Here is an 18,948-nt window from a genome sequence, read left to right as displayed (position 1 = left end):
ATTTAAATGTGAAGCTCATCCCAAACTGTATGTTTGCATAATTACAACATTGCCAGCGGAAGAGGCCTCTGTCACAGTATCGGGCTGAGCCTGGAGGGATTCATGGTATTGCAATCAACACGTTGGCTGTCGCTCAGCTATTTCACCTATTTTTTTTCTTATGGCATTTTCCTGCCTTTTTGGGGCATCTGGTTACAAGGGGAAGGCATTCCACCGGAAACCATTGGTATCTTGTTGGGTGCAGGCTTAATCTCCCGTTTCCTTGGCAGTCTGATCATTGCCCCCAGCGTCAAAGATCCTTCTCATCTGGTTACAGCAATCCGAATTTTGGCACTACTGACATTGGCCTTTGCGGTGGGTTTTTGGTTTGGTAATGGTTGGGCCTGGTTGATGGTGGTTATTGCGGGTTTTAACCTGTTTTTTGGCCCACTAGTGCCACTGACCGATGCGTTGGCAGCCACCTGGCAGAAACAGATAACCATGGATTATGGCAAGGTCCGGCTGTGGGGGTCACTGGCTTTTGTTATCGGTTCGGCATTGACCGGTAAGCTGGTCTCTGTTTGGGGCCACACGGCTATTCTCTATAGCCTGACTTTCGGTATCGCCGCCATGTTACTCGGGGCGTTACTCAAACCCAGTATTATGCCGCAGGGTGAGATTAAACATCGTAATGTTGTCGCCACCCACTGGAAAGTATTACTGTCTGAGCCACAGGTCTGGCGTTTTTTACTCTGCGTGACGCTATTACAAGGTGCGCATGCCGGTTATTACAGTTTTAGCTCTATTTACTGGCAAGATGCTGGTTATTCCGCCGCCACCATTGGTTATTTATGGTCGTTGGGCGTGGTCGCTGAGATTCTGGTGTTCGCATTTAGCAATGTACTATTTCGCCGCTGGACTGCCCGCAGCTTATTACTGCTTTCGGCGATCACCGGGATAGTGCGCTGGAGCTTAATGGCATCAACCACCGAATTGCCGTGGTTGATCTTGATTCAGATTTTACATTGTGGCTCGTTTACTGTCTGCCACTTGGCAGCCATGCGTTTTATTGCCGCGCGACGTGGGCCGGATGTGATCCGTTTACAGTCAGTTTATTCTGCACTGGCGATGGGCGGGGGAATTGCGGTCATGACGGTGATCTCCGGTTTCCTGTTTGAGCATTATCAGGGAGGGGTGTTCTGGGTTATGGCATTGATTGTGATCCCGGCACTGTTTATTCGCCCTCGGGTAGTGCCGAGTCAGCCAGAGTCTGCCAGTTAAGGCAGCTCCAACACACTGCGTAACTGCTTGTTTTGTTGCTCAGTGAGCGGTAGTAGTACCTGAATCAGCGGGGGCGTTGATTCAGGTTGCCGTACGGCATACGGTGTGAGCACCACAGTAGTGCCGGGCGGGGCACCCGATTGCAGATAAACGTCGTGGGGCAAATATTTAATATGTAATGGCAGTAAGGTTAACTCACGTACCTGCTGTTCCACTTGCTCTTCCAATTCTGGATTATTCCGCGTCAGCAGTAAAATCTGCTTTTCCTGTAATGCATTTTCCTGCATCAGCCAGGCACCAAAGCTAATGGCAATCAGACCGACTTCGTCGACAGAGAATTGAATCTGATATTCCTGTTCAAAAGTAGCCAGCGCCTGTCGCGTGGTTCGTAACAGCCGCGGGTATTTTTGGATAACTTCTTCCAACAAAGAATTATCAATCCCGATATTGAAATAACAGCGCTCAATTGCGGGAGCGAGATGGGCAAAAAGTTGGCTGATCAGTGCTTCATTGCTACTAAGTGTCATCCCTGAAAGTTGCTGAAAATGCGTGATCAATTGGTGAATGGCGTTGATTAGACGGGCATCTTCCGCTGATTGAGTGCTGTGATAGCTGTGTGCTTTAATCATCGTTAGCATCAGAATCAGCATATCCCGTTCAACTCTATTCAGCGCATGACCTAATAATGGATTAAATGAATCAAACAAGCTGTCAGCCGCTGCCAGTGCGGGTTTGCATTCTAACCACTGCTGCTGGGTGGGTGATAATTCTGGCAACACCTGCTGTCGATTTTCCCAAGCACAATAAGCCAAATACAGTTGTAAAAACTGACGGTCTCTTTCATTTAACTGCCGACTGAGATGGGGTTCACATTGGCTGATTATCTGTGGCAGATACTGCGATAGTACCGTGTTATCCCATGACAAAGCCTGATACAGATGGGGAGCAAACTGGTTCTCAACGAAATGCGGGCAATAGCGTAACCCACGCCGTAGCCAATGAATTAGGCACAGTCTTTTATCAAGATGGCTACCGTGAATCAGACAACTATCGTCACTATCGGCGCTGAGCTGCAAATGGTAGAAACGCTGGATTTCATTAGCAACCTCGGTTATATCTTGCCGGGTAGTCGCTAGCCCGACGCCATTGAATTGGCTGATGGTGTCCAGTTGTACCTTGTGTGCAGGCATGAATAGCATCAGCACCATATGGCAGCGTCGTTGTTGACCGGATAGCGGTTGATCGGATAACTGGGGCACAGAGGGAGTGTCCAAGCTCATATAACCTTCCGTGATGAATGTGTTGTTGTTTATCAGGCTTAAGCATAGCAAAAGAGATTCTATTCGGTTTAGTGGGGCTGTGGGCTTTTACATCGACTTATAACTTACATCACAGTTTTCCCCGGAGTGCTTGAGCTATAGGGTCGTTAGCTGACTGCCTACCGGTAACACCAATGACTTTGGGCTCATCATAGAATATCTAAGGATTGATTAATGTGTGATATGTTATACCATAACAATGTGATGATGGTTAAACGGCTGATAGCTTTGCTGCTGGCGGGGGGGATTTTTGTTTATAGCCAGTTGGCGCAGGCCCATCCGCACAGTTTTATTGATATGGATACCACTTTTGTTAGCGATAAACAGATGCTGGTGGGGATGAAAATGGTATGGACTATGGATGAAATCACATCTGCCGATCTGTTATATGATGCAGAAAATGCCAAAAGTGACTCTGAAATCTGGAAAAAACTGGCGGCTGAAGTGATGGCTAATGTGCTGGGACAGCACTATTTCACCGATATTTATCGTGACGGTAAGCCGTTGAAATATAAAAACTTACCAACAGAGTATCACTTATCCCGCAAGGGGCATCAGGCAGTTTTAGCGTTTATTTTGCCACTGGCAGAACCCCAACCGCTGGCGGGGAAGCCTTTCATCATCTCCACTTACGACCCGACCTATTTTGTTGACATGACCTATGCGGGCAACAAGGCGGTAAGGTTATCAACTGACATGGAGAAAAGTTGCCAGTTAACCTTATTTACCCCAGATCCCAATGCTTCGTTACAAGCGTATGCATTATCGTTGGATAAAAGTGATTCGCCAGGAGAAGACATGGAACTAGGAAAACAGTTTGCACAGCGGGTTACCGTACAATGTCAGTAGGTATCACGGCAGTTTCACGGCCCCGGCACTGGCTGATAAATTTATGGCCGCTAATACTGTTTTTACTGATCTTAGCCGGTGCAGCCCAGGTGGCATGGCTCTATTGGCCTGAGTTGCTGTTCAAAACAGTCATTTGGCAGAAAAGCATGCATCAGCAGATGGCCCAATTACTGCAACAAGTTAAAGCTAATCCTCATCAGACTGGTTTTACATTGATGATGTTTAGCCTGATTTATGGCGTATTGCATGCAATGGGGCCGGGGCATGGCAAAGTGGTGATTGTCACTTATCTGGCGACCCATCCGGCACAATTAAAAGAGAGTCTGAAGCTAACTTTTGCCGCCTCACTATTGCAAGGTGGTGTGGCTATCTTGTTGGTAACGTTACTGCTGGGTGTTTTACAACTCTCATCACGGTATCTGCATCAAAGCAGTTTCTGGTTGGAGAAGGGCAGTTTCCTGCTGGTTATCGCACTGGGGGTTTTGCTGTGTTTACGGGCCTTAAAGCGTCTTTATCAGCAGATTAAACTACTCAAACCGCAAAAAATCAGCATCCAACGTATACAACCGTTGCCTGCCAACCATGTTCATAGTGACCATTGTGGTTGTGGGCATCGCCATCTCCCCAGTGCTCAAGAGCTACAAGCTGGGGATGACTGGCGCACTCGTCTGGCGATTGTTCTGGCCATGGGGATGCGGCCTTGTTCCGGCGCGATTATGGTGCTGTTATTTGCCAAAGTGATCGGCGTCTACGGGTGGGGGATTTTGTCAGCGATAGCGATGGCAATCGGAACATCCCTGACCATTTCGCTACTGGCGCTGTTTGTCCATTATGCGCGGCGTCTGGCGGTGTACTTAAGCCGTCATCGTGCACCGGTAGCCTGGGGAGCTATTGCGTGGTCTACGCTGGCATTAACCGGCGGGATTATTCTGCTGTTTGCCGGTGTGCTGCTCTATCTTTCTAGTCAGCCGGAGTTTATCGGCGGCATACGGCCCTTTGGCCGCTAAAGTTAACAATGAAAAAAGCCAGTCGGTTAACCCAGACTGGCTTTTTTCATATGGCTGGATGCGTATATACCCTATAGATTTCAAGGTGTAGGAAGGCGGCAAACAAGAGAACCCCGATGAGCTTACACGAGTAAGTGATTCGGGTGAACGAGAGCAGCCAACACACCTGCAATTTGAAAGATGACGGGTATATGATATTAACGTTTCAATGCATCACTAATCTCATCGCTCATCGCTTGAACGATAGATTTAACAATACGTGGATTACCGGCTACGATATTGCCAGAACTGAAATGGTTATGACCGCCAGCAAAGTCAGTCACGATACCGCCAGACTCACGTACCAACAGTTCGCCACCAGCAAAATCCCATGGCTTCAGACCAATCTCAAAGAAACCGTCAACACGGCCAGCGGCCACATAAGCCAGATCCAGTGCCGCTGAACCGGTGCGACGAAAATCTGCACACTGTTCAAACAGTTTACCCACAACGCGCAGATAAGCTGGCGCATGTTGTTTTACTTTGAATGGGAAGCCGGTCGCCAGAATGGTGCCGTCTAAATCTTTAGCATTGGTGCCGCGCAGACGATAGCCGTTTAATTGCGCGCCCTGACCACGGGTGGCTGTAAACAATTCGTTACGCATTGGGTCATAAACCACTGCCACTTCGGTACGGCCTTTGATGCGTACAGCGATAGAAACGGCGAAATGAGGGAGGCGTTTGATGAAGTTGGTAGTGCCATCCAGTGGATCAATAACCCATTGTACATCATCGTCTTCACCAACCAACTCACCGCACTCTTCACCAATAATGGTGTGTTTTGGGTAAGATTTACGGATGACCTCGACAATCAGGCGCTCTGCATCACGGTCTACATTAGTAACAAAGTCGTTAGTCCCTTTCTGGCTCGCTTCGACAGCGTCCGGGGTTTCATAATTTTTGGCAATCAGGTTACCGGCCTTACGCGCAGCGCGTATGGCGATAGTCAGCATCGGATGCATGGGTATCTTCCACTAGGATGTTAAAGAACGAGAAACGGGGCGCAGTATAGCAGGGGTTCTGATAAATGCCTATACCCGTCACCCTTCAAGATGCAGAGGTGTTGACTGCCTTTATTTGCCCTGGCTACTTAGTTATCTAAGTAACCAGGAACTAATGAGCCTCATCCTTGAGGCTCACCCTACGGGCGAGCATAAATGCTGTTCAAATCGGTTCCCGACTGATTTGTCACTCGGTTGCCGCCTGCCTGCAACTCGAAGTAGCTTGGGTATATGTCTGTGTTAAGATATGGCGATTCCCCGTTATCTTCAGAGTTTGTATGCTACACAATATTCGTATCGTTTTGGTCGAAACCTCGCACACCGGCAATATGGGTTCAACAGCCAGGGCCATGAAAACCATGGGATTAACCAACTTGTATCTGGTTAACCCTTTAGTCAAACCCGATTCGCAGGCGATTGCGCTATCTGCCGGTGCCAGTGATGTCATTGGTAATGCTACTATTGTCGATACTTTAGATGAAGCATTGGCTGGGTGTAGTCTGGTTGTCGGTACCAGTGCCCGTTCACGCACCTTGCCTTGGCCAATGTTAGAGCCGCGTGAATGTGGTGTGCGCAGCGCCCACGAAGCAGAACATGCTCCGGTTGCATTGGTATTTGGCCGCGAGCGGGTAGGGCTGACGAATGATGAACTACAGAAGTGCCATTATCATGTGGCGATCCCGGCAAACCCCGAATACAGTTCATTAAATTTGGCGATGGCGGTACAAATTTTAGCCTATGAAGTGCGGGTAGCATTCCTTGATCGCCAGCAGGCTGCGGCACCGGTAATAGAAGAAGAGGAAGCCCCTTATCCTTTGGTGGATGATCTGGAGCGCTTTTATCTGCATTTGGAGCAGGTGTTATCCCATACTGGTTTTATCCGACAGGCACATCCAGGCCAGATTATGAGTAAATTGCGCCGTCTGTTTACCCGTGCACGCCCAGAGGCTCAAGAGCTAAATATCTTGCGCGGTATGCTGACATCCATTGAAAAACAGGATAAACACCCACAGCATGATGCGGGTGAAAGTGCGTTAGATAACAAAAAATAAGGTTTTATATCAATTGGTTATTATTAAAATCCTGCCATATTATTCAAAATGGAATAGGTTAATAATACTTGAGTAAATTACTAGGTTAAATAGTTGACTAAAACAGTCAAGAATGTCAGAATTCTGGCTTGTTTTCACCAACAGGTAATTTTAGCTATGAGACTGACATCCAAAGGCCGTTATGCCGTGACCGCCATGCTTGATGTGGCATTACATTCCCAGGACGGGCCAGTTCCTCTGGCAGATATTTCTGAACGCCAAGGGATCTCATTATCCTATTTGGAACAACTGTTTTCACGGTTACGCAAAAATGGCTTAGTTGCCAGCGTCCGTGGTCCAGGTGGCGGTTACCTGCTGGGCAAAGATGCATCAGCAATCGCGGTAGGTGCAGTAATCACCGCCGTAGACGAATCTGTCGATGCTACCCGTTGTCAGGGTAAAGAAGGCTGTCAGGGCGGAGATCGTTGCCTGACTCACACCTTGTGGCGTGATCTGAGTGAGCGCATCAGCAGCTTCCTCAACAATATTACGCTGGCAGAACTGGTGAATAACCAAGATATCCTAGAGGTTGCGGATCGTCAGAATAACGATACGCGCCGTACGGCTAATGGCCGACCGCAAGAGACGATTAACGTCAATCTGCGCGCATAAGCAGAATCTGCGGAATTTTACGTTTTGGAAGTGATGTACGGAGCATAAGAGCAATGACCGAATCAAAAATAAAGACACCTATCTATCTGGATTATGCAGCAACCACCCCGGTAGACCCTCGTGTCGCTGAAAAAATGATGCAGTATCTGACTCTGGACGGTATTTTCGGTAACCCCGCCTCGCGTTCTCATAAGTTCGGTTGGCAGGCAGAAGAAGCCGTTGATATTGCACGTAATGATATTGCTGCTCTGGTAGGTGCTGACCCTCGTGAGATTGTCTTCACCTCCGGTGCAACTGAGTCTGATAACCTTGCAATAAAAGGTGCGGCTAATTTCTATCAAAAGAAAGGCAAGCACATCATCACCTGTAAAACCGAACATAAAGCGGTGCTGGATACCTGTCGTCAACTGGAGCGTGAAGGCTTCGACGTGACTTATCTGGCACCACAGTCTAACGGTATTATCGACCTGAAACAGCTTGAAGCGGCCATGCGTGAAGACACCATTTTGGTCTCTATCATGCACGTGAATAATGAAATCGGTGTGGTGCAGGATATCGCTGAAATCGGCGAAATGTGCCGCAGTCGCGGGATCATTTTCCACGTCGATGCAACGCAAAGTGTTGGTAAATTACCGATTGATCTGAGCAAACTGAAAGTTGATTTGATGTCCTTCTCAGCCCATAAAGTTTATGGTCCGATGGGCATTGGCGCGCTGTTTGTTCGCCGTAAACCACGCATTCGCATCGAAGCACAACAGCACGGTGGTGGTCATGAGCGTGGTATGCGTTCAGGCACCTTGCCAGTCCATCAGATAGCCGGTATGGGTGAAGCTTACCGTATCGCTAAAGAAGAGATGGAAAGCGAAGCTGCGCGTCTGCGCTCACTGCGCCTGCGTTTGTGGAATGGTTTGAAAGATATCGAAGAAGTTTACCTGAATGGCGATTTAGAGAATGGCGCACCTGGCATTCTGAACATTAGCTTCAACTATGTTGAAGGTGAGTCGCTGATCATGGCACTGAAAGATCTGGCTGTTTCATCAGGTTCAGCCTGTACCTCCGCGAGTCTGGAACCTTCTTATGTGTTGCGTGCGTTGGGGATGAACGACGAACTGGCTCACAGTTCAATCCGTTTCTCTCTGGGGCGTTTCACCACTCAAGAAGAGGTAGACTACGCCATTGTGCTGGTGCGTAAATCTATTGGCCGTCTGCGTGATTTGTCCCCGTTATGGGATATGTTCAAACAGGGCGTGGATATTAGCAGCATTGAATGGTCTCACCATTAATTCCAGACTTTAAGACTCAGGAGTAATCACATGGCTTACAGCGAAAAAGTAATCGATCATTACGAAAATCCACGCAACGTCGGTTCATTCGACAACGCAGACCCTACTATTGGTAGTGGCATGGTTGGCGCACCCGCTTGTGGTGATGTCATGAAATTGCAGATCAAAGTCAACGAAGCCGGTATTATTGAAGATGCTCGTTTCAAGACTTATGGTTGCGGTTCAGCCATTGCTTCCAGCTCTCTGGTAACTGAATGGATGAAGGGCAAATCTCTCGATCAGGCTGAAGCGATCAAAAATACTCAAATCGCGGAAGAACTGGAGTTACCGCCAGTCAAAATTCACTGCTCGATTCTGGCTGAAGATGCCATTAAAGCAGCTATCGCCGACTACAAAAGCAAACATACTGCCAAGTAGTTGTAACATAGGTTATCAATTGTTAGCAGAGTTGAGGAAGATGTATGTCGATATCAATCAGCGACAGTGCTGCACAACGGGTCAGTGCCTTTTTAAATCACCGTGGTAAAGGCTTGGGTCTGCGCTTGGGCGTAAGGACATCAGGCTGCTCTGGTATGGCATATGTACTCGAATTTGTTGATGAAATGAACGACGATGACGTCATTTTTGAAGACAAAGGTGTGAAAGTGATCATCGACGGCAAAAGCATGGTCTATCTTGATGGCACCGAATTAGATTTCGTCAAGGAAGGGCTGAACGAAGGCTTTAAGTTTAACAATCCGAATGTCTCAAGTGAGTGCGGATGTGGTGAAAGCTTTAACGTCTGACTCCTGTTTTTGTTTCTACCTCAGGCACTTGTGCTTCATACAGCTCTCTTGCATAACAAGAGGGCTGTATAATATTTGCTAAGCCATCACTATATTCCAGAGCATGCTATGGATTACTTCACATTGTTCGGGCTGCCGCCTCGCTATCTGGTTGACGGCAACCAACTCACTACCCGCTATCAGGAATTACAACGTCAATTCCACCCTGACCGTTTTGCTAACCAGCCTGAACGCGAGCGTTTAGCCTCGTTGCAACAAGCCGCAACCATCAATGACGCTTACCAAACCCTCAAACATCCGTTAAAACGTGCCGAGTATATGTTATCTTTGCAGGGTTTTGATTTAGGCAATGAACAGCACACCATGCGTGATACTGCATTTCTGATAGAGCAGTTGGAACTGCGTGAAGAGCTTGATGAGATTGAACGCAAACCCGATGCCGAAACGCAGCTTGCTGCATTCAGTAGCCGCTTAGCATTGATGACACAAACGCGCAGTCAGCAAATGGTGGAGCAACTGGATAAGCAACAGTGGGAACTGGCGGCTGATACTGTGCGTAAATTGCGTTTTTTGGATAAGTTACAACAGCAGGTTGAACAACTTGAAGAGCGTTTGTTTGATGATTTATCTTGATTTATACCCGTCATACTTCAAGCTGCATGTGTGTTGGCCGCTTTCGTTCACCCGAATCATTGACTGGCGTCAACTCATCGGGATTCACTCAATTGCCGCCTGCATGCAACTCGAATTATTTAGGGTATAACCGTGGTCTCTAATTGATAAAATAACTAAAACTCAATTTATTAATTGTCGTAATGTCTGATTAATTCAGAGCCTATCACCGGATAGATTTTGCTCTTTAGACTCATGATTGATGGAAGTTCAACATGGCCTTATTACAAATTAGTGAGCCTGGTTTAACTGCGCAGCCGCATCAACGTCGGCTGGCCGCAGGCATAGACTTAGGTACGACCAATTCATTGGTCGCCACCGTGCGTAGCGGTAAAGCACAAACGCTGGTTGATGAGCAACAGCGGGATCTTTTGCCCTCAGTGGTTCATTATCAAGCAAATAGTATTGATGTTGGTTGGAATGCCCGCAATCTGGCGGCATTGGACCCGGTCAATACCATCAGTTCAATTAAACGTATGATAGGTCGCTCTTTGGCAGATATCGTACAGCGCTATCCTAATCTGCCTTACCAATTCCAGCCCAGCGAAAATGGCTTGCCGATGATCCAGACTGCCAGCGGGTTGGTGAATCCGATCCAGGTGTCTGCTGATATTCTTAAAGTATTGTCTGCTCGAGCCCAAGCGGCACTGAGTGGTGATCTGGATGGTGTGGTGATCACTGTGCCGGCGTATTTTGATGACGCTCAGCGTCAGGGTACCAAAGATGCGGCACGTCTGGCGGGGCTACATGTATTACGTCTGCTTAATGAGCCGACCGCAGCGGCAATTGCCTATGGCCTGGATTCAGGTCAGGAAGGGGTGATTGCCGTTTATGATCTTGGCGGTGGCACCTTTGATATCTCTATTCTGCGTTTGAGCCGTGGTGTGTTCGAAGTGTTGGCAACCGGTGGTGATTCTGCCCTGGGGGGCGATGACTTTGACCATCTATTAGCCGATTGGCTGCGTGAACAAGCAGGTATTGACTCCCGTGATGATCATGGTATTCAGCGGCAATTACTTGATGCAGCGATCGCGGCTAAAATCGCGTTGAGTGACGCCGAGGTTGCAGATGTCTCTGTTGCTGGCTGGCAGGGGCAAATAACCCGTGGGCAGTTTGAATCGCTGATTGCAGCGTTAATCAAACGGACATTAATGTCTTGTCGCCGTGCGTTGAAAGATGCCGCAGTGACCCCTGATGAGGTGCTGGAAGTGGTGATGGTTGGTGGTTCAACCCGTGTGCCGCTGGTGCGTGAGCAAGTCGGGCAATTCTTTGGCCGCACGCCGCTAACCTCGATTGATCCCGATAAAGTTGTGGCAATCGGTGCCGCCATCCAGGCCGATATTTTAGTGGGTAATAAGCCCGATAGTGACATGCTGCTGCTTGATGTTATCCCGCTTTCATTGGGGTTGGAAACCATGGGCGGTCTGGTGGAGAAAGTTATTCCGCGCAATACCACTATTCCAGTAGCCCGCGCGCAGGAGTTCACCACCTTTAAAGATGGGCAGAGTGGGATGAACATCCATGTGCTGCAAGGCGAGCGTGAATTGGTGCAAGATTGTCGTTCATTAGCCCGTTTTACCTTGCGTGGCCTACCGCCACTGCCTGCAGGTGGTGCGCATATTCGTGTTACTTTCCAGGTAGATGCTGACGGTCTATTGAGTGTTACCGCGATGGAGAAGTCCACCGGTGTTGAGGCATCGATTCAGGTTAAGCCATCCTATGGGCTATCTGATGATGAAATTGCCAATATGATTAAAGATTCGATGGCGAATGCGCAAAGTGATGTCAGTGCGCGTAAGTTAGCGGAACAACAGGTCGAAGCATCCCGTGTGCTGGAGAGTTTACAAGGCGCATTGGCAGAAGATGCAGCATTACTCAGTGAGCAAGAAAGTACCGCTATCGTTCAGGCGATGGCCTTATTACAGCAGCAGATGCAGGGTAACGACCCACACGCAATCGAAGCTGCGATCAAAGCGTTAGATGCGCAAACGCAAGATTTTGCTGCGCGCCGGATGGATGCTTCCATTCGCCGTGCGTTGGCTGGTCATTCAGTGGATGAGGTTTAATCATGCCCAAAATAGTATTTCTGCCCCATAAAGATCTTTGCCCGGATGGTGCAGTACTGGAAGCAACCCAAGGTGAGACTATACTCGACGTTGCCTTGCGCAATGGGATCGATATTGAGCATGCCTGTGAGAAATCCTGCGCCTGCACCACCTGCCACTGCGTGGTGCGTGAAGGGTTCGATTCCTTACCAGAAAGCAGTGAGTTGGAAGATGATATGTTGGATAAAGCCTGGGGTCTGGAGCCGGAGAGCCGCCTGAGCTGCCAAGCCAGAGTGACCGACGAAGACTTGGTAGTTGAGATCCCGCGTTATACCATTAACCATGCGCGGGAGCATTGATATGAGCTTAACGTGGCAAGATACTCGGGAAATCGGTGAAGCACTCTACGACAGATTCCCGGATACCGATCCGAAAACCGTGCGTTTTACCGATATGCATCAATGGATTTGCTCTCTGGAAGATTTTGACGACGATCCGCAGAAATCGAATGAAAAAGTGCTAGAGGCCATTCTATTAGTGTGGTTGGATGAGTTTGAGTGAGTATTGTAGGGTCGCGAAAGCGGCCTTTTTTGTACCTGATCTGATATCCTATACCCAAAGTCATTGGCGTTGCAGGCAGGCAGGCAGCAAGTGAACGACAAATCGGTTGAAGACCGATTTGAACAGCATTGATGCTAGCCCGCAGGGTGAGCCTCTTTGAGGCTCATTAATCCCGACGAGCTTACTTAAGTAAGTGATTTGGGGGAGTGCGCGCAGCTAACACCCCTGTAGCGTCAAGGACGAAGGGTATACAGCAAAAAATAATAACGAGGTAATAATGACAACAGAATTGATGCAAGTATCCCTGTCGCATAATCCGGCAGATGCCCGTTGGGGCGAGAAAGCGCTGTTGAGTACCGATGCTGAAGGGATGACTATCCACCTGACGGACAACGGTAAATTAGGTGCGATTCAACGTGCTGCACGCAAAATAGATGGGCAGGGAATCAAGCACATAAAACTGGCTGGCGAGGGCTGGGGGTTGGAGCAAAGTTGGGCATTTTGGCAAGGGTTCCGTGGGCCAAAAGGTCAGCGCAGCGTGGAGTGGGCAGAACTGCCAGAGAACGAAAAAACTGAACTGAAACAACGCATAAAAATTATCGATTGGGTACGCGACACGATCAACGCACCGGCGGAAGACCTAGGTCCAGAGCAATTGGCTAAAAATGCCATTGATTTGATGTGTGCCGTCTCGTGCGATGCGGTCAGTTACCGTATTACCAAAGGCGAAGATCTGCGCGAGCAAGGCTATGCTGGGATCTATACCGTGGGTCGTGGATCTGATCGCGCACCGGTATTGCTGGCCTTGGATTATAACCCAACCGGTAATCCTGATGCGCCGGTAATGGCCTGTCTGGTAGGTAAAGGAATTACATTTGATTCCGGCGGTTACAGCCTGAAGCAGAGTGCGTTCATGGACTCGATGAAATCCGATATGGGCGGTGCAGCCACCGTGACGGGAGCCTTGGCCCTGGCGGCGGCGCGTGGCTTGAAACAGCGTGTGAAGTTGTATCTGTGTTGTGCCGACAATATGGTTAGCGGTAATGCCTTTAAACTGGGTGATATTATCCGTTACCGCAATGGTAAAACTGTAGAAATCATGAATACCGATGCTGAAGGGCGTCTGGTACTGGCTGATGGCCTGATTGATGCCGCCGAGCAAAACGCACCGCTGATTATTGATGCTGCCACTTTAACCGGTGCGGCCAAAACGGCATTGGGTAACGACTACCATGCTCTGTTCAGCTTTGATGATGAACTGGCACAAGCGCTGTTGAACAGCGCGCAAAGTGAACATGAACCTTTCTGGCGTTTACCTTTGGCGGAATTTCATCGCAGCCAGTTGCCATCTAATTTTGCTGAATTGAATAATGTGGCGGGCGCTGCCTACAGTGCGGGTGCCAGTACTGCCGCCGCATTCCTGTCACATTTTGTGAAAAACTACCAACAAGGTTGGCTCCATATTGACTGCTCTGCCACTTACCGTAAAAGTGCGGTTGAACAATGGTCTGCCGGTGCTACCGGTTTAGGTGTTCGTACTATTGCTAATTTGTTGTTGGCGAAAGCAAAACAGTAAGTTTGGTGAATGAAGGGGCAAGCACACCTACGGGCACTCCGGCGGCTCACGCCGCTACGACCCGAACGGTGCGCTTCCCCTTCGTTTGGCTTTGTAAGCTACTAATGGGGCGTATTTACGTCCCTTTGTTCGATCTGCTTGACGTTTTTCGGAGTACAAGATGAGTTTGCTACAACCACCTGCCGATGATAACCACGATCACCACCATGATGAGGACCAGAGTCTGGAGTCGTTGCTAAAACTGGCGGCAACTGAGTCAATTTATCGCACTGCTTTTTTCCGCACGTTACTGGACGCCACAGTGTTAGTGCTGGTGGCCGGCTCAGAACCGGGCGGTGAGGATAGTGAGATGACCTTCACTGCGGGCAATGGGGTCAATATTTTACATTGGGAAAAGCAGGATGGTGAATCAGTAATTCCTTTTTTCAGTTCGCCAGAAGTATTGCAACAGGCGCTGAGCCAGGCTGAGGATGAGCAAACTGACCTCGAAAAGCAGCCTTTTGTTGCTATGCCAGTACGGGTGTTATTTGAAATGACACAGGGTGCACATCTGTTCCTGAACCCGAAATCAGAACATGGCAAAGAGTTTTGGCCGCAAGAAGTGGCGATGCTATTGGAAAATGGCGGTTTAGCCCAACCGGCTGAAATGATGGTGGATAAAGAGAGCCAAATCTTGTTGGGCCAGCCGGAAGAGTATCCGGCGGCGATGGTTGATGCTTTGATCCAACTGTTTAGCCAGCGCAAACCGGTGCGGCGTGCTTTTCTGGCATTGATGCATGATAAAAGTGTGGATGAGCAACCTAACTTACTGATTGGGTTGGAAGTGGATGGTTCGCCCGAAGAGATAGATCAGCTAATTCAGGAAGCGGGCAATGTGGCCAGTGACCATGCACCGGATGAACACCCGGTCGATTTCTGTCTGGTTAATGAGAAAGAGCGTGGGGTAAGCCACTATCTGATGACCCATACGCAGGCGTTTTATCAGCGCCGCTGGGGCAGTTGGCTGAGAAATGTTATTCCCTCGACCAGCCATTAACTCGCTGTTGGCGGGCCAGATTAGCTAGCTATAGGAAAGGGAGCCGTAAGTGGCTCCCTTTTTTGACACACAATTCTCATTGCTACATGAAGAACTTAACGTGTTATTTAGAAGGTGTAAGCAACGCCCATATTAATGGTCATTGGGGTCGCAATGTTTTTACCTTTAGAGACTTTCACTTCAGAACCGATTGACAGGTTAGAGGTCAGGTTTACATTGACACCCACACCTGCGTTAGCTCGGGTCCCTTTCAGGCTGTTATCAAACATTTCGTTGTTAACCATCACCTTGTTACTTGCCATCAGGTCATGATCCACTGAGAAGATAGCGTAAGGCTTAATTTCAGTACCACCATTCAGCACAAAGCGATAACCGGTGTTCATCCCCAGAGTACCGGTGGTAGAACGTGCGCCTTGGCTTTGTGCTTCCATACCGTTAGACAGTTGGTACTGGCTCTTACCGGAGCTAAAGGTGTTCAGCGCGACATAAGGGGAGATATACATCTCATTGATATTGATATGTTTACCTGCCTTCATGGCCAGACCCAGACCGGAGAAGTTAGTATTGCCGGTGGCGCTGCCGTCTTTAGCGGTCACACTGAGGTTCTGTTTAAACTGGTTAGTTTTCAGCACACCATTAATGTAATAACCGCTGTTAGCCAAATATTGCGCGTAAGCACCCAATGAGTTGCTTTCCACACTGCCGCTGCTCTGGTAATCCGATTTGATATTTGAGCTGCTGTAGCTGGCGAAACTACCCACACTGAATACGGCATTACCTAAATCAATGGCTTTATCGCCACCTAAAGTCATGCCATTCAACTTCTGGTTGAAGTTGGCCGCTGTGCCTTTCACGTTATAGCTGTCGTTCAGGTAAGTGAGCCACACGCCGCTTTCGTTAGCTGACGAGCTTTGCTTATCCAAACGATTCTGAATCGAACTTAATTCAGCATTAAAGATAACCGGCATGGTATTGGCGACAGCCAGCACACCCGCAGTACTTGGTGTCAGGGCTGCTTTATCGGCTACCAGTTTGAAGCCGCCTTGACCATCACTGACCAGGTTGTGCTTATAGTTACCCAGATCTACCGGGCCATTAGCCAGTGCAAAGCGCGCGTTATTGGTACCCTGTACATCAACGACATTCAGGTTAGCCGGAGCAACACCGCTGGCATCGATCTGAACGTTGAAATCACCATCAGCATCACCCGTTACATTCAGTGGTGCCGTGGTATGGCTGTGCAGGGCTGAACCTAAGTTAAAGCTACCGTTACCTGCCAATGAGTTCATGGTCAGTTGCGCTTTCGTTTGGCTCATATCGATAGAACCTCCCGCCAGCGTGACATCTTTAAAGGCGAATTTAGCGGGTTTGCCATTCATGGCGCTAAAGGCCGCACGGGAAGTTGGGTGTAGCCTGACATAAGGTGCATCTTCGGCCACCAGTACCATGTTACCGGCTAAATTCAGGTCTGCATGCTGGGTTACTGCACCGTCATGGACGCTCAGGAAACTGCCTTGGTTGGCATTAATGATCCCTTCGACAGCGGCAGTTTGGGTGAAAATGGTGGTACCGCCATTTAACTCCGCGTCTTTCAGCGAACTGTAGATCAGCGCATAACCGTCTTCAACCAGTATCTTATTGGCTTGCATGCGCGACTTAAGCTTCAAGATACCGCCGTTTACCGTGGTGTTGTCAGCTTTCGCATCGCCACTAACGGTGAATTCTGCACCGTTATTAACCGTGGTATGATGGGCGTTTGCGCTACCAGCAAGCTCGAAATGACTGTTATTCAGTTCGGTATGCTCGGCCGTGGCACCATCGTTAACAACGAACTTGCCGCCATTAACCGTGGTATACTCTGCTGTGGCACCGCTCGCCAGAGTGAAGGTACCGTTCTCAAGTGTGGTTTTATAAGCACTGGCCTTGTCATTAACCGCGAATTCGCCGCCATTGATAGTCGTATCTGTCGCTCCTGCGCCAGCTTCAACGGTGAAAACACCGCCATTCAGCGTGGTATCCATGGCAATGGCTTTATTTTGCAGGGTTAAGCTCCCACCCTTGATGATAGCTTTAGAGATAATAGCGTTATCTTTGGCAGTAATATCACCTTCACTGACCAGATCACTGACAACAGAATAATCTCCCGCTGTAACCTGGCCGCCTTTGGCAACAATAGCCCCTTCTGATATGGCTCGTTCAGTGTCACTTATCCCTGTAAGGGTCAACTGACCTTCTGCACCAACATTGGTATTTTTATCCGTACCACCGTTATTTTCCATAATGCCTTTGGTGATAACAGTGCTATTTGCCAGTGCGCCAAGCGCCAACTTTACGGTGCCATCTTCGCTAACAATGCTGCCAATGATTTCGCCGTCTTTTTCCACATTTTGTGTGCCGCCCGATACCAGGGTATCGAGTGCAAAGGTTCCCGTATCGACGGTTTGTTGCTCAGCGCTGGCAATTTTTTGCTCAAATGCAGGTATATCAACAGTCGTAGTCGTTACTTTCTGTAAATTAGCTAATGCTGCTGTCGCATTTTGCATTTCTGTGGTGCTAGTAGCGAGTTTAGCCGCAGCGTCAATTTTAATCTGATTGGCAGCAGTAACCTTAAGCTCAATGTTTTTAAAATCATCATCGGCAGACTGATGTTTCTTGGTTGCGTCATCAGCTACCTGCTGTGCTGCCGCTGCATCCTTGATGGCCTTTTGCGCGTCTTCAGCCTCGGTTTTTTTGTCCACAGGCGTGCTTGGATCATCAATCAGTTTTTGTAGCTCGTTGTCAAGATCTGGTGTCTTATCATCCCAGGCTGCATTGACAGCTTTAATTGCCGTGGTTTTTTCAGTATCAAGTTGTTTTAAGTTATCTTCAGCTTGAGTTTTTTCTTTCTCAGCGTTTTCAACACTTGTCTTAAGAAGAACGGATTTAACATTCAAGACTGCAGCATCAGCTTTTGCCTCGATGTTTGCTTTTTTGGCTTCTTCCTCTGCCTGCTTAGCAACAGCCAGCTCGTTGAACTTAGCTTGTTTCTCAGCAAAATAAGCTGCCAGTTTTTCTTTTTGTTCCTGGCTAATCACACCTTGAGTCAGGTAATTTTGCACCTTAGTCAGGGTATTTTGGCTTGCTTGTTGCTGCTGTTGGACTGCCGTGGTTTTTTGCTCAAGTTCTGGCGAAATAGCTGAGTTGTCGTTGGTTAATGATGCATTAAACAGTGAGTTGGCTTCTTCAGCGGTGAACTGCCCCGGCGCTTTGTTATTGAGTGAGGCTGTAAAGGCATCTTTTGCTGCTGCATTGAGTTTGTTTTTGTTGTCTTCGGTCTTGTCTTTTGCATAAGCAATAACGGCTTCTAACTGCTTGATATTTTTTTCAAATACATCTTTAAATTTGTCTAGTTCTTTGTGTGCTTGTTTTTGTTGTGCAGGTGCTAATGTAGCAATGCTGCTTTCAATATCTTTAGTCTGCTGCTGGTGATTCTGTTGCATTGTCGCAATTTGCGACTCAGCCTGAGTGATCATCTCTGGTGTGATTGGTTGACCCGCAGGAGCAATGCTTTCCAGCAAGATATCTTCAGGGGCTTTGGTGTTAACCACGGTGTTAGTGGTTACGATGAAGCTGCCACCATTGCCCATACCGAGAGTTGCACCGGGTGTAAATGCAGATGTTGACGCAGCAATTGACCCACCAGATATCAATGATGAGACCAAAATAGATAACGGCAATAAACGTGTATTTAATGTGTTGCGATGACCCATGGTTTATACATTCCTATTTACAGATGAATTTAAAAGACGAAATACTCAAGAGGGGTAATAACG

The 18,948-nt window shown here is 48.3% G+C and carries 17 protein-coding genes; 14 read left to right on the top strand and 3 right to left on the bottom strand.

Translation table 11 applies throughout. The annotated features are described in order from the left end of the window. The first annotated feature begins 102 nt into the window (after positions 1-102). Positions 103-1,260, top strand: coding sequence for a 3-phenylpropionate MFS transporter (locus Q2T71_RS15470; RefSeq protein ID WP_372559679.1), 1,158 nt, complete (start codon positions 103-105; stop codon positions 1,258-1,260). Here the strand turns inward: Q2T71_RS15470 and csiE are convergent. Further along, a complete protein-coding gene (gene csiE, locus Q2T71_RS15465; protein ID WP_372559678.1) occupies positions 1,257-2,540 on the bottom strand; it encodes a stationary phase inducible protein CsiE in 1,284 nt (427 codons plus the stop codon). The two genes, Q2T71_RS15470 and csiE, sit on opposite strands and share 4 nt — an antisense overlap. 213 nt (positions 2,541-2,753) lie before the next feature. On the opposite strand from csiE, the gene Q2T71_RS15460 reads away from it, so the two are divergent. Both Q2T71_RS15460 and Q2T71_RS15455 read left to right on the top strand, forming a co-directional pair. After that, positions 2,754-3,428, top strand: coding sequence for a DUF1007 family protein (locus Q2T71_RS15460; protein WP_372559677.1), 675 nt, complete (start codon positions 2,754-2,756; stop codon positions 3,426-3,428). After that, positions 3,419-4,435 carry a nickel/cobalt transporter gene (locus Q2T71_RS15455; RefSeq protein ID WP_372559676.1) on the top strand — a complete coding sequence of 339 codons (1,017 nt, stop codon included), beginning with the start codon at positions 3,419-3,421 and terminating at the stop codon, positions 4,433-4,435. The genes Q2T71_RS15460 and Q2T71_RS15455 overlap by 10 nt, the downstream gene beginning before the upstream one ends. Positions 4,436-4,632: 197 nt before the next feature. Here the strand turns inward: Q2T71_RS15455 and suhB are convergent, their stop codons facing one another. Next, positions 4,633-5,436 (bottom strand): inositol-1-monophosphatase, encoded by an 804-nt coding sequence (suhB, locus tag Q2T71_RS15450; protein WP_005192722.1) that lies wholly within the window; start codon positions 5,434-5,436, stop codon positions 4,633-4,635. Positions 5,437-5,753: 317 nt separating this feature from the next. Between suhB and trmJ the strand changes: the two genes are divergently transcribed. From trmJ to sseB, 11 genes are all read left to right on the top strand, one after another. Continuing rightward, positions 5,754-6,527, top strand: coding sequence for a tRNA (cytosine(32)/uridine(32)-2'-O)-methyltransferase TrmJ (trmJ, locus tag Q2T71_RS15445; RefSeq protein ID WP_372559675.1), 774 nt, complete (start codon positions 5,754-5,756; stop codon positions 6,525-6,527). 156 nt (positions 6,528-6,683) lie between these two features. Continuing rightward, positions 6,684-7,178 (top strand): Fe-S cluster assembly transcriptional regulator IscR, encoded by a 495-nt coding sequence (gene iscR / locus Q2T71_RS15440; protein WP_004707916.1) that lies wholly within the window; start codon positions 6,684-6,686, stop codon positions 7,176-7,178. 68 nt (positions 7,179-7,246) lie between these two features. Continuing rightward, a complete protein-coding gene (locus tag Q2T71_RS15435; protein ID WP_372559939.1) occupies positions 7,247-8,461 on the top strand; it encodes an IscS subfamily cysteine desulfurase in 1,215 nt (404 codons plus the stop codon). Positions 8,462-8,491: 30 nt separating this feature from the next. Further along, the gene (iscU, locus tag Q2T71_RS15430; protein ID WP_005159510.1) at positions 8,492-8,878 is read left to right on the top strand and encodes a Fe-S cluster assembly scaffold IscU; all 387 of its coding nucleotides are present in this window, start codon (positions 8,492-8,494) and stop codon (positions 8,876-8,878) included. Positions 8,879-8,922: 44 nt separating this feature from the next. Further along, positions 8,923-9,246, top strand: a complete 324-nt coding sequence (gene iscA / locus Q2T71_RS15425) for an iron-sulfur cluster assembly protein IscA (protein WP_005192709.1) — start codon at positions 8,923-8,925, stop codon at positions 9,244-9,246. Positions 9,247-9,354: 108 nt separating this feature from the next. Continuing rightward, complete coding sequence (hscB, locus tag Q2T71_RS15420; RefSeq protein ID WP_372559674.1) at positions 9,355-9,879, top strand: co-chaperone HscB; 525 nt, start codon at positions 9,355-9,357, stop codon at positions 9,877-9,879. 254 nt (positions 9,880-10,133) lie between these two features. After that, positions 10,134-11,984, top strand: a complete 1,851-nt coding sequence (hscA, locus tag Q2T71_RS15415) for a Fe-S protein assembly chaperone HscA (RefSeq protein WP_372559673.1) — start codon at positions 10,134-10,136, stop codon at positions 11,982-11,984. Positions 11,985-11,986: 2 nt separating this feature from the next. Then, positions 11,987-12,322 (top strand): ISC system 2Fe-2S type ferredoxin, encoded by a 336-nt coding sequence (gene fdx / locus Q2T71_RS15410; protein ID WP_004713939.1) that lies wholly within the window; start codon positions 11,987-11,989, stop codon positions 12,320-12,322. A 1-nt stretch (position 12,323) separates the two neighbouring features. Next, complete coding sequence (gene iscX / locus Q2T71_RS15405; protein WP_372559672.1) at positions 12,324-12,524, top strand: Fe-S cluster assembly protein IscX; 201 nt, start codon at positions 12,324-12,326, stop codon at positions 12,522-12,524. Positions 12,525-12,801: 277 nt separating this feature from the next. Beyond that, positions 12,802-14,100 (top strand): aminopeptidase PepB, encoded by a 1,299-nt coding sequence (gene pepB / locus Q2T71_RS15400; RefSeq protein ID WP_372559671.1) that lies wholly within the window; start codon positions 12,802-12,804, stop codon positions 14,098-14,100. Between the two features lie 160 nt (positions 14,101-14,260). Then, the gene (gene sseB, locus Q2T71_RS15395) at positions 14,261-15,136 is read left to right on the top strand and encodes an enhanced serine sensitivity protein SseB (protein WP_372559670.1); all 876 of its coding nucleotides are present in this window, start codon (positions 14,261-14,263) and stop codon (positions 15,134-15,136) included. Between the two features lie 107 nt (positions 15,137-15,243). Here sseB and Q2T71_RS15390 read toward each other — a convergent pair whose 3' ends face one another. After that, the gene (locus Q2T71_RS15390; protein WP_372559669.1) at positions 15,244-18,885 is read right to left on the bottom strand and encodes an autotransporter outer membrane beta-barrel domain-containing protein; all 3,642 of its coding nucleotides are present in this window, start codon (positions 18,883-18,885) and stop codon (positions 15,244-15,246) included. Between the last annotated feature and the right edge of the window lie 63 nt (positions 18,886-18,948).

Origin of the sequence: Yersinia sp. 1652 StPb PI (genome assembly GCF_041538345.1) — a bacterium.
Classification (GTDB): Bacteria; Pseudomonadota; Gammaproteobacteria; order Enterobacterales; family Enterobacteriaceae; genus Yersinia; species Yersinia enterocolitica_E.
Note: the sequence above shows the minus strand (reverse complement) of the source record. Positions and strands in the feature narration are given on the sequence as shown.

Excerpts from the sequence above, each read along its gene's own strand:
- Q2T71_RS15470 (WP_372559679.1), top strand. The coding sequence starts at position 103 with ATGGTATTGCAATCAACACGTTGGCTGTCGCTCAGCTATTTCACCTAT.
- csiE (WP_372559678.1), bottom strand. The coding sequence starts at position 2,540 with ATGAGCTTGGACACTCCCTCTGTGCCCCAGTTATCCGATCAACCGCTA.
- Q2T71_RS15460 (WP_372559677.1), top strand. The coding sequence starts at position 2,754 with ATGTGTGATATGTTATACCATAACAATGTGATGATGGTTAAACGGCTG.
- Q2T71_RS15455 (WP_372559676.1), top strand. The coding sequence starts at position 3,419 with ATGTCAGTAGGTATCACGGCAGTTTCACGGCCCCGGCACTGGCTGATA.
- suhB (WP_005192722.1), bottom strand. The coding sequence starts at position 5,436 with ATGCATCCGATGCTGACTATCGCCATACGCGCTGCGCGTAAGGCCGGT.
- trmJ (WP_372559675.1), top strand. The coding sequence starts at position 5,754 with ATGCTACACAATATTCGTATCGTTTTGGTCGAAACCTCGCACACCGGC.
- iscR (WP_004707916.1), top strand. The coding sequence starts at position 6,684 with ATGAGACTGACATCCAAAGGCCGTTATGCCGTGACCGCCATGCTTGAT.
- iscU (WP_005159510.1), top strand. The coding sequence starts at position 8,492 with ATGGCTTACAGCGAAAAAGTAATCGATCATTACGAAAATCCACGCAAC.
- iscA (WP_005192709.1), top strand. The coding sequence starts at position 8,923 with ATGTCGATATCAATCAGCGACAGTGCTGCACAACGGGTCAGTGCCTTT.
- hscB (WP_372559674.1), top strand. The coding sequence starts at position 9,355 with ATGGATTACTTCACATTGTTCGGGCTGCCGCCTCGCTATCTGGTTGAC.
- hscA (WP_372559673.1), top strand. The coding sequence starts at position 10,134 with ATGGCCTTATTACAAATTAGTGAGCCTGGTTTAACTGCGCAGCCGCAT.
- fdx (WP_004713939.1), top strand. The coding sequence starts at position 11,987 with ATGCCCAAAATAGTATTTCTGCCCCATAAAGATCTTTGCCCGGATGGT.
- iscX (WP_372559672.1), top strand. The coding sequence starts at position 12,324 with ATGAGCTTAACGTGGCAAGATACTCGGGAAATCGGTGAAGCACTCTAC.
- pepB (WP_372559671.1), top strand. The coding sequence starts at position 12,802 with ATGACAACAGAATTGATGCAAGTATCCCTGTCGCATAATCCGGCAGAT.
- sseB (WP_372559670.1), top strand. The coding sequence starts at position 14,261 with ATGAGTTTGCTACAACCACCTGCCGATGATAACCACGATCACCACCAT.
- Q2T71_RS15390 (WP_372559669.1), bottom strand. The coding sequence starts at position 18,885 with ATGGGTCATCGCAACACATTAAATACACGTTTATTGCCGTTATCTATT.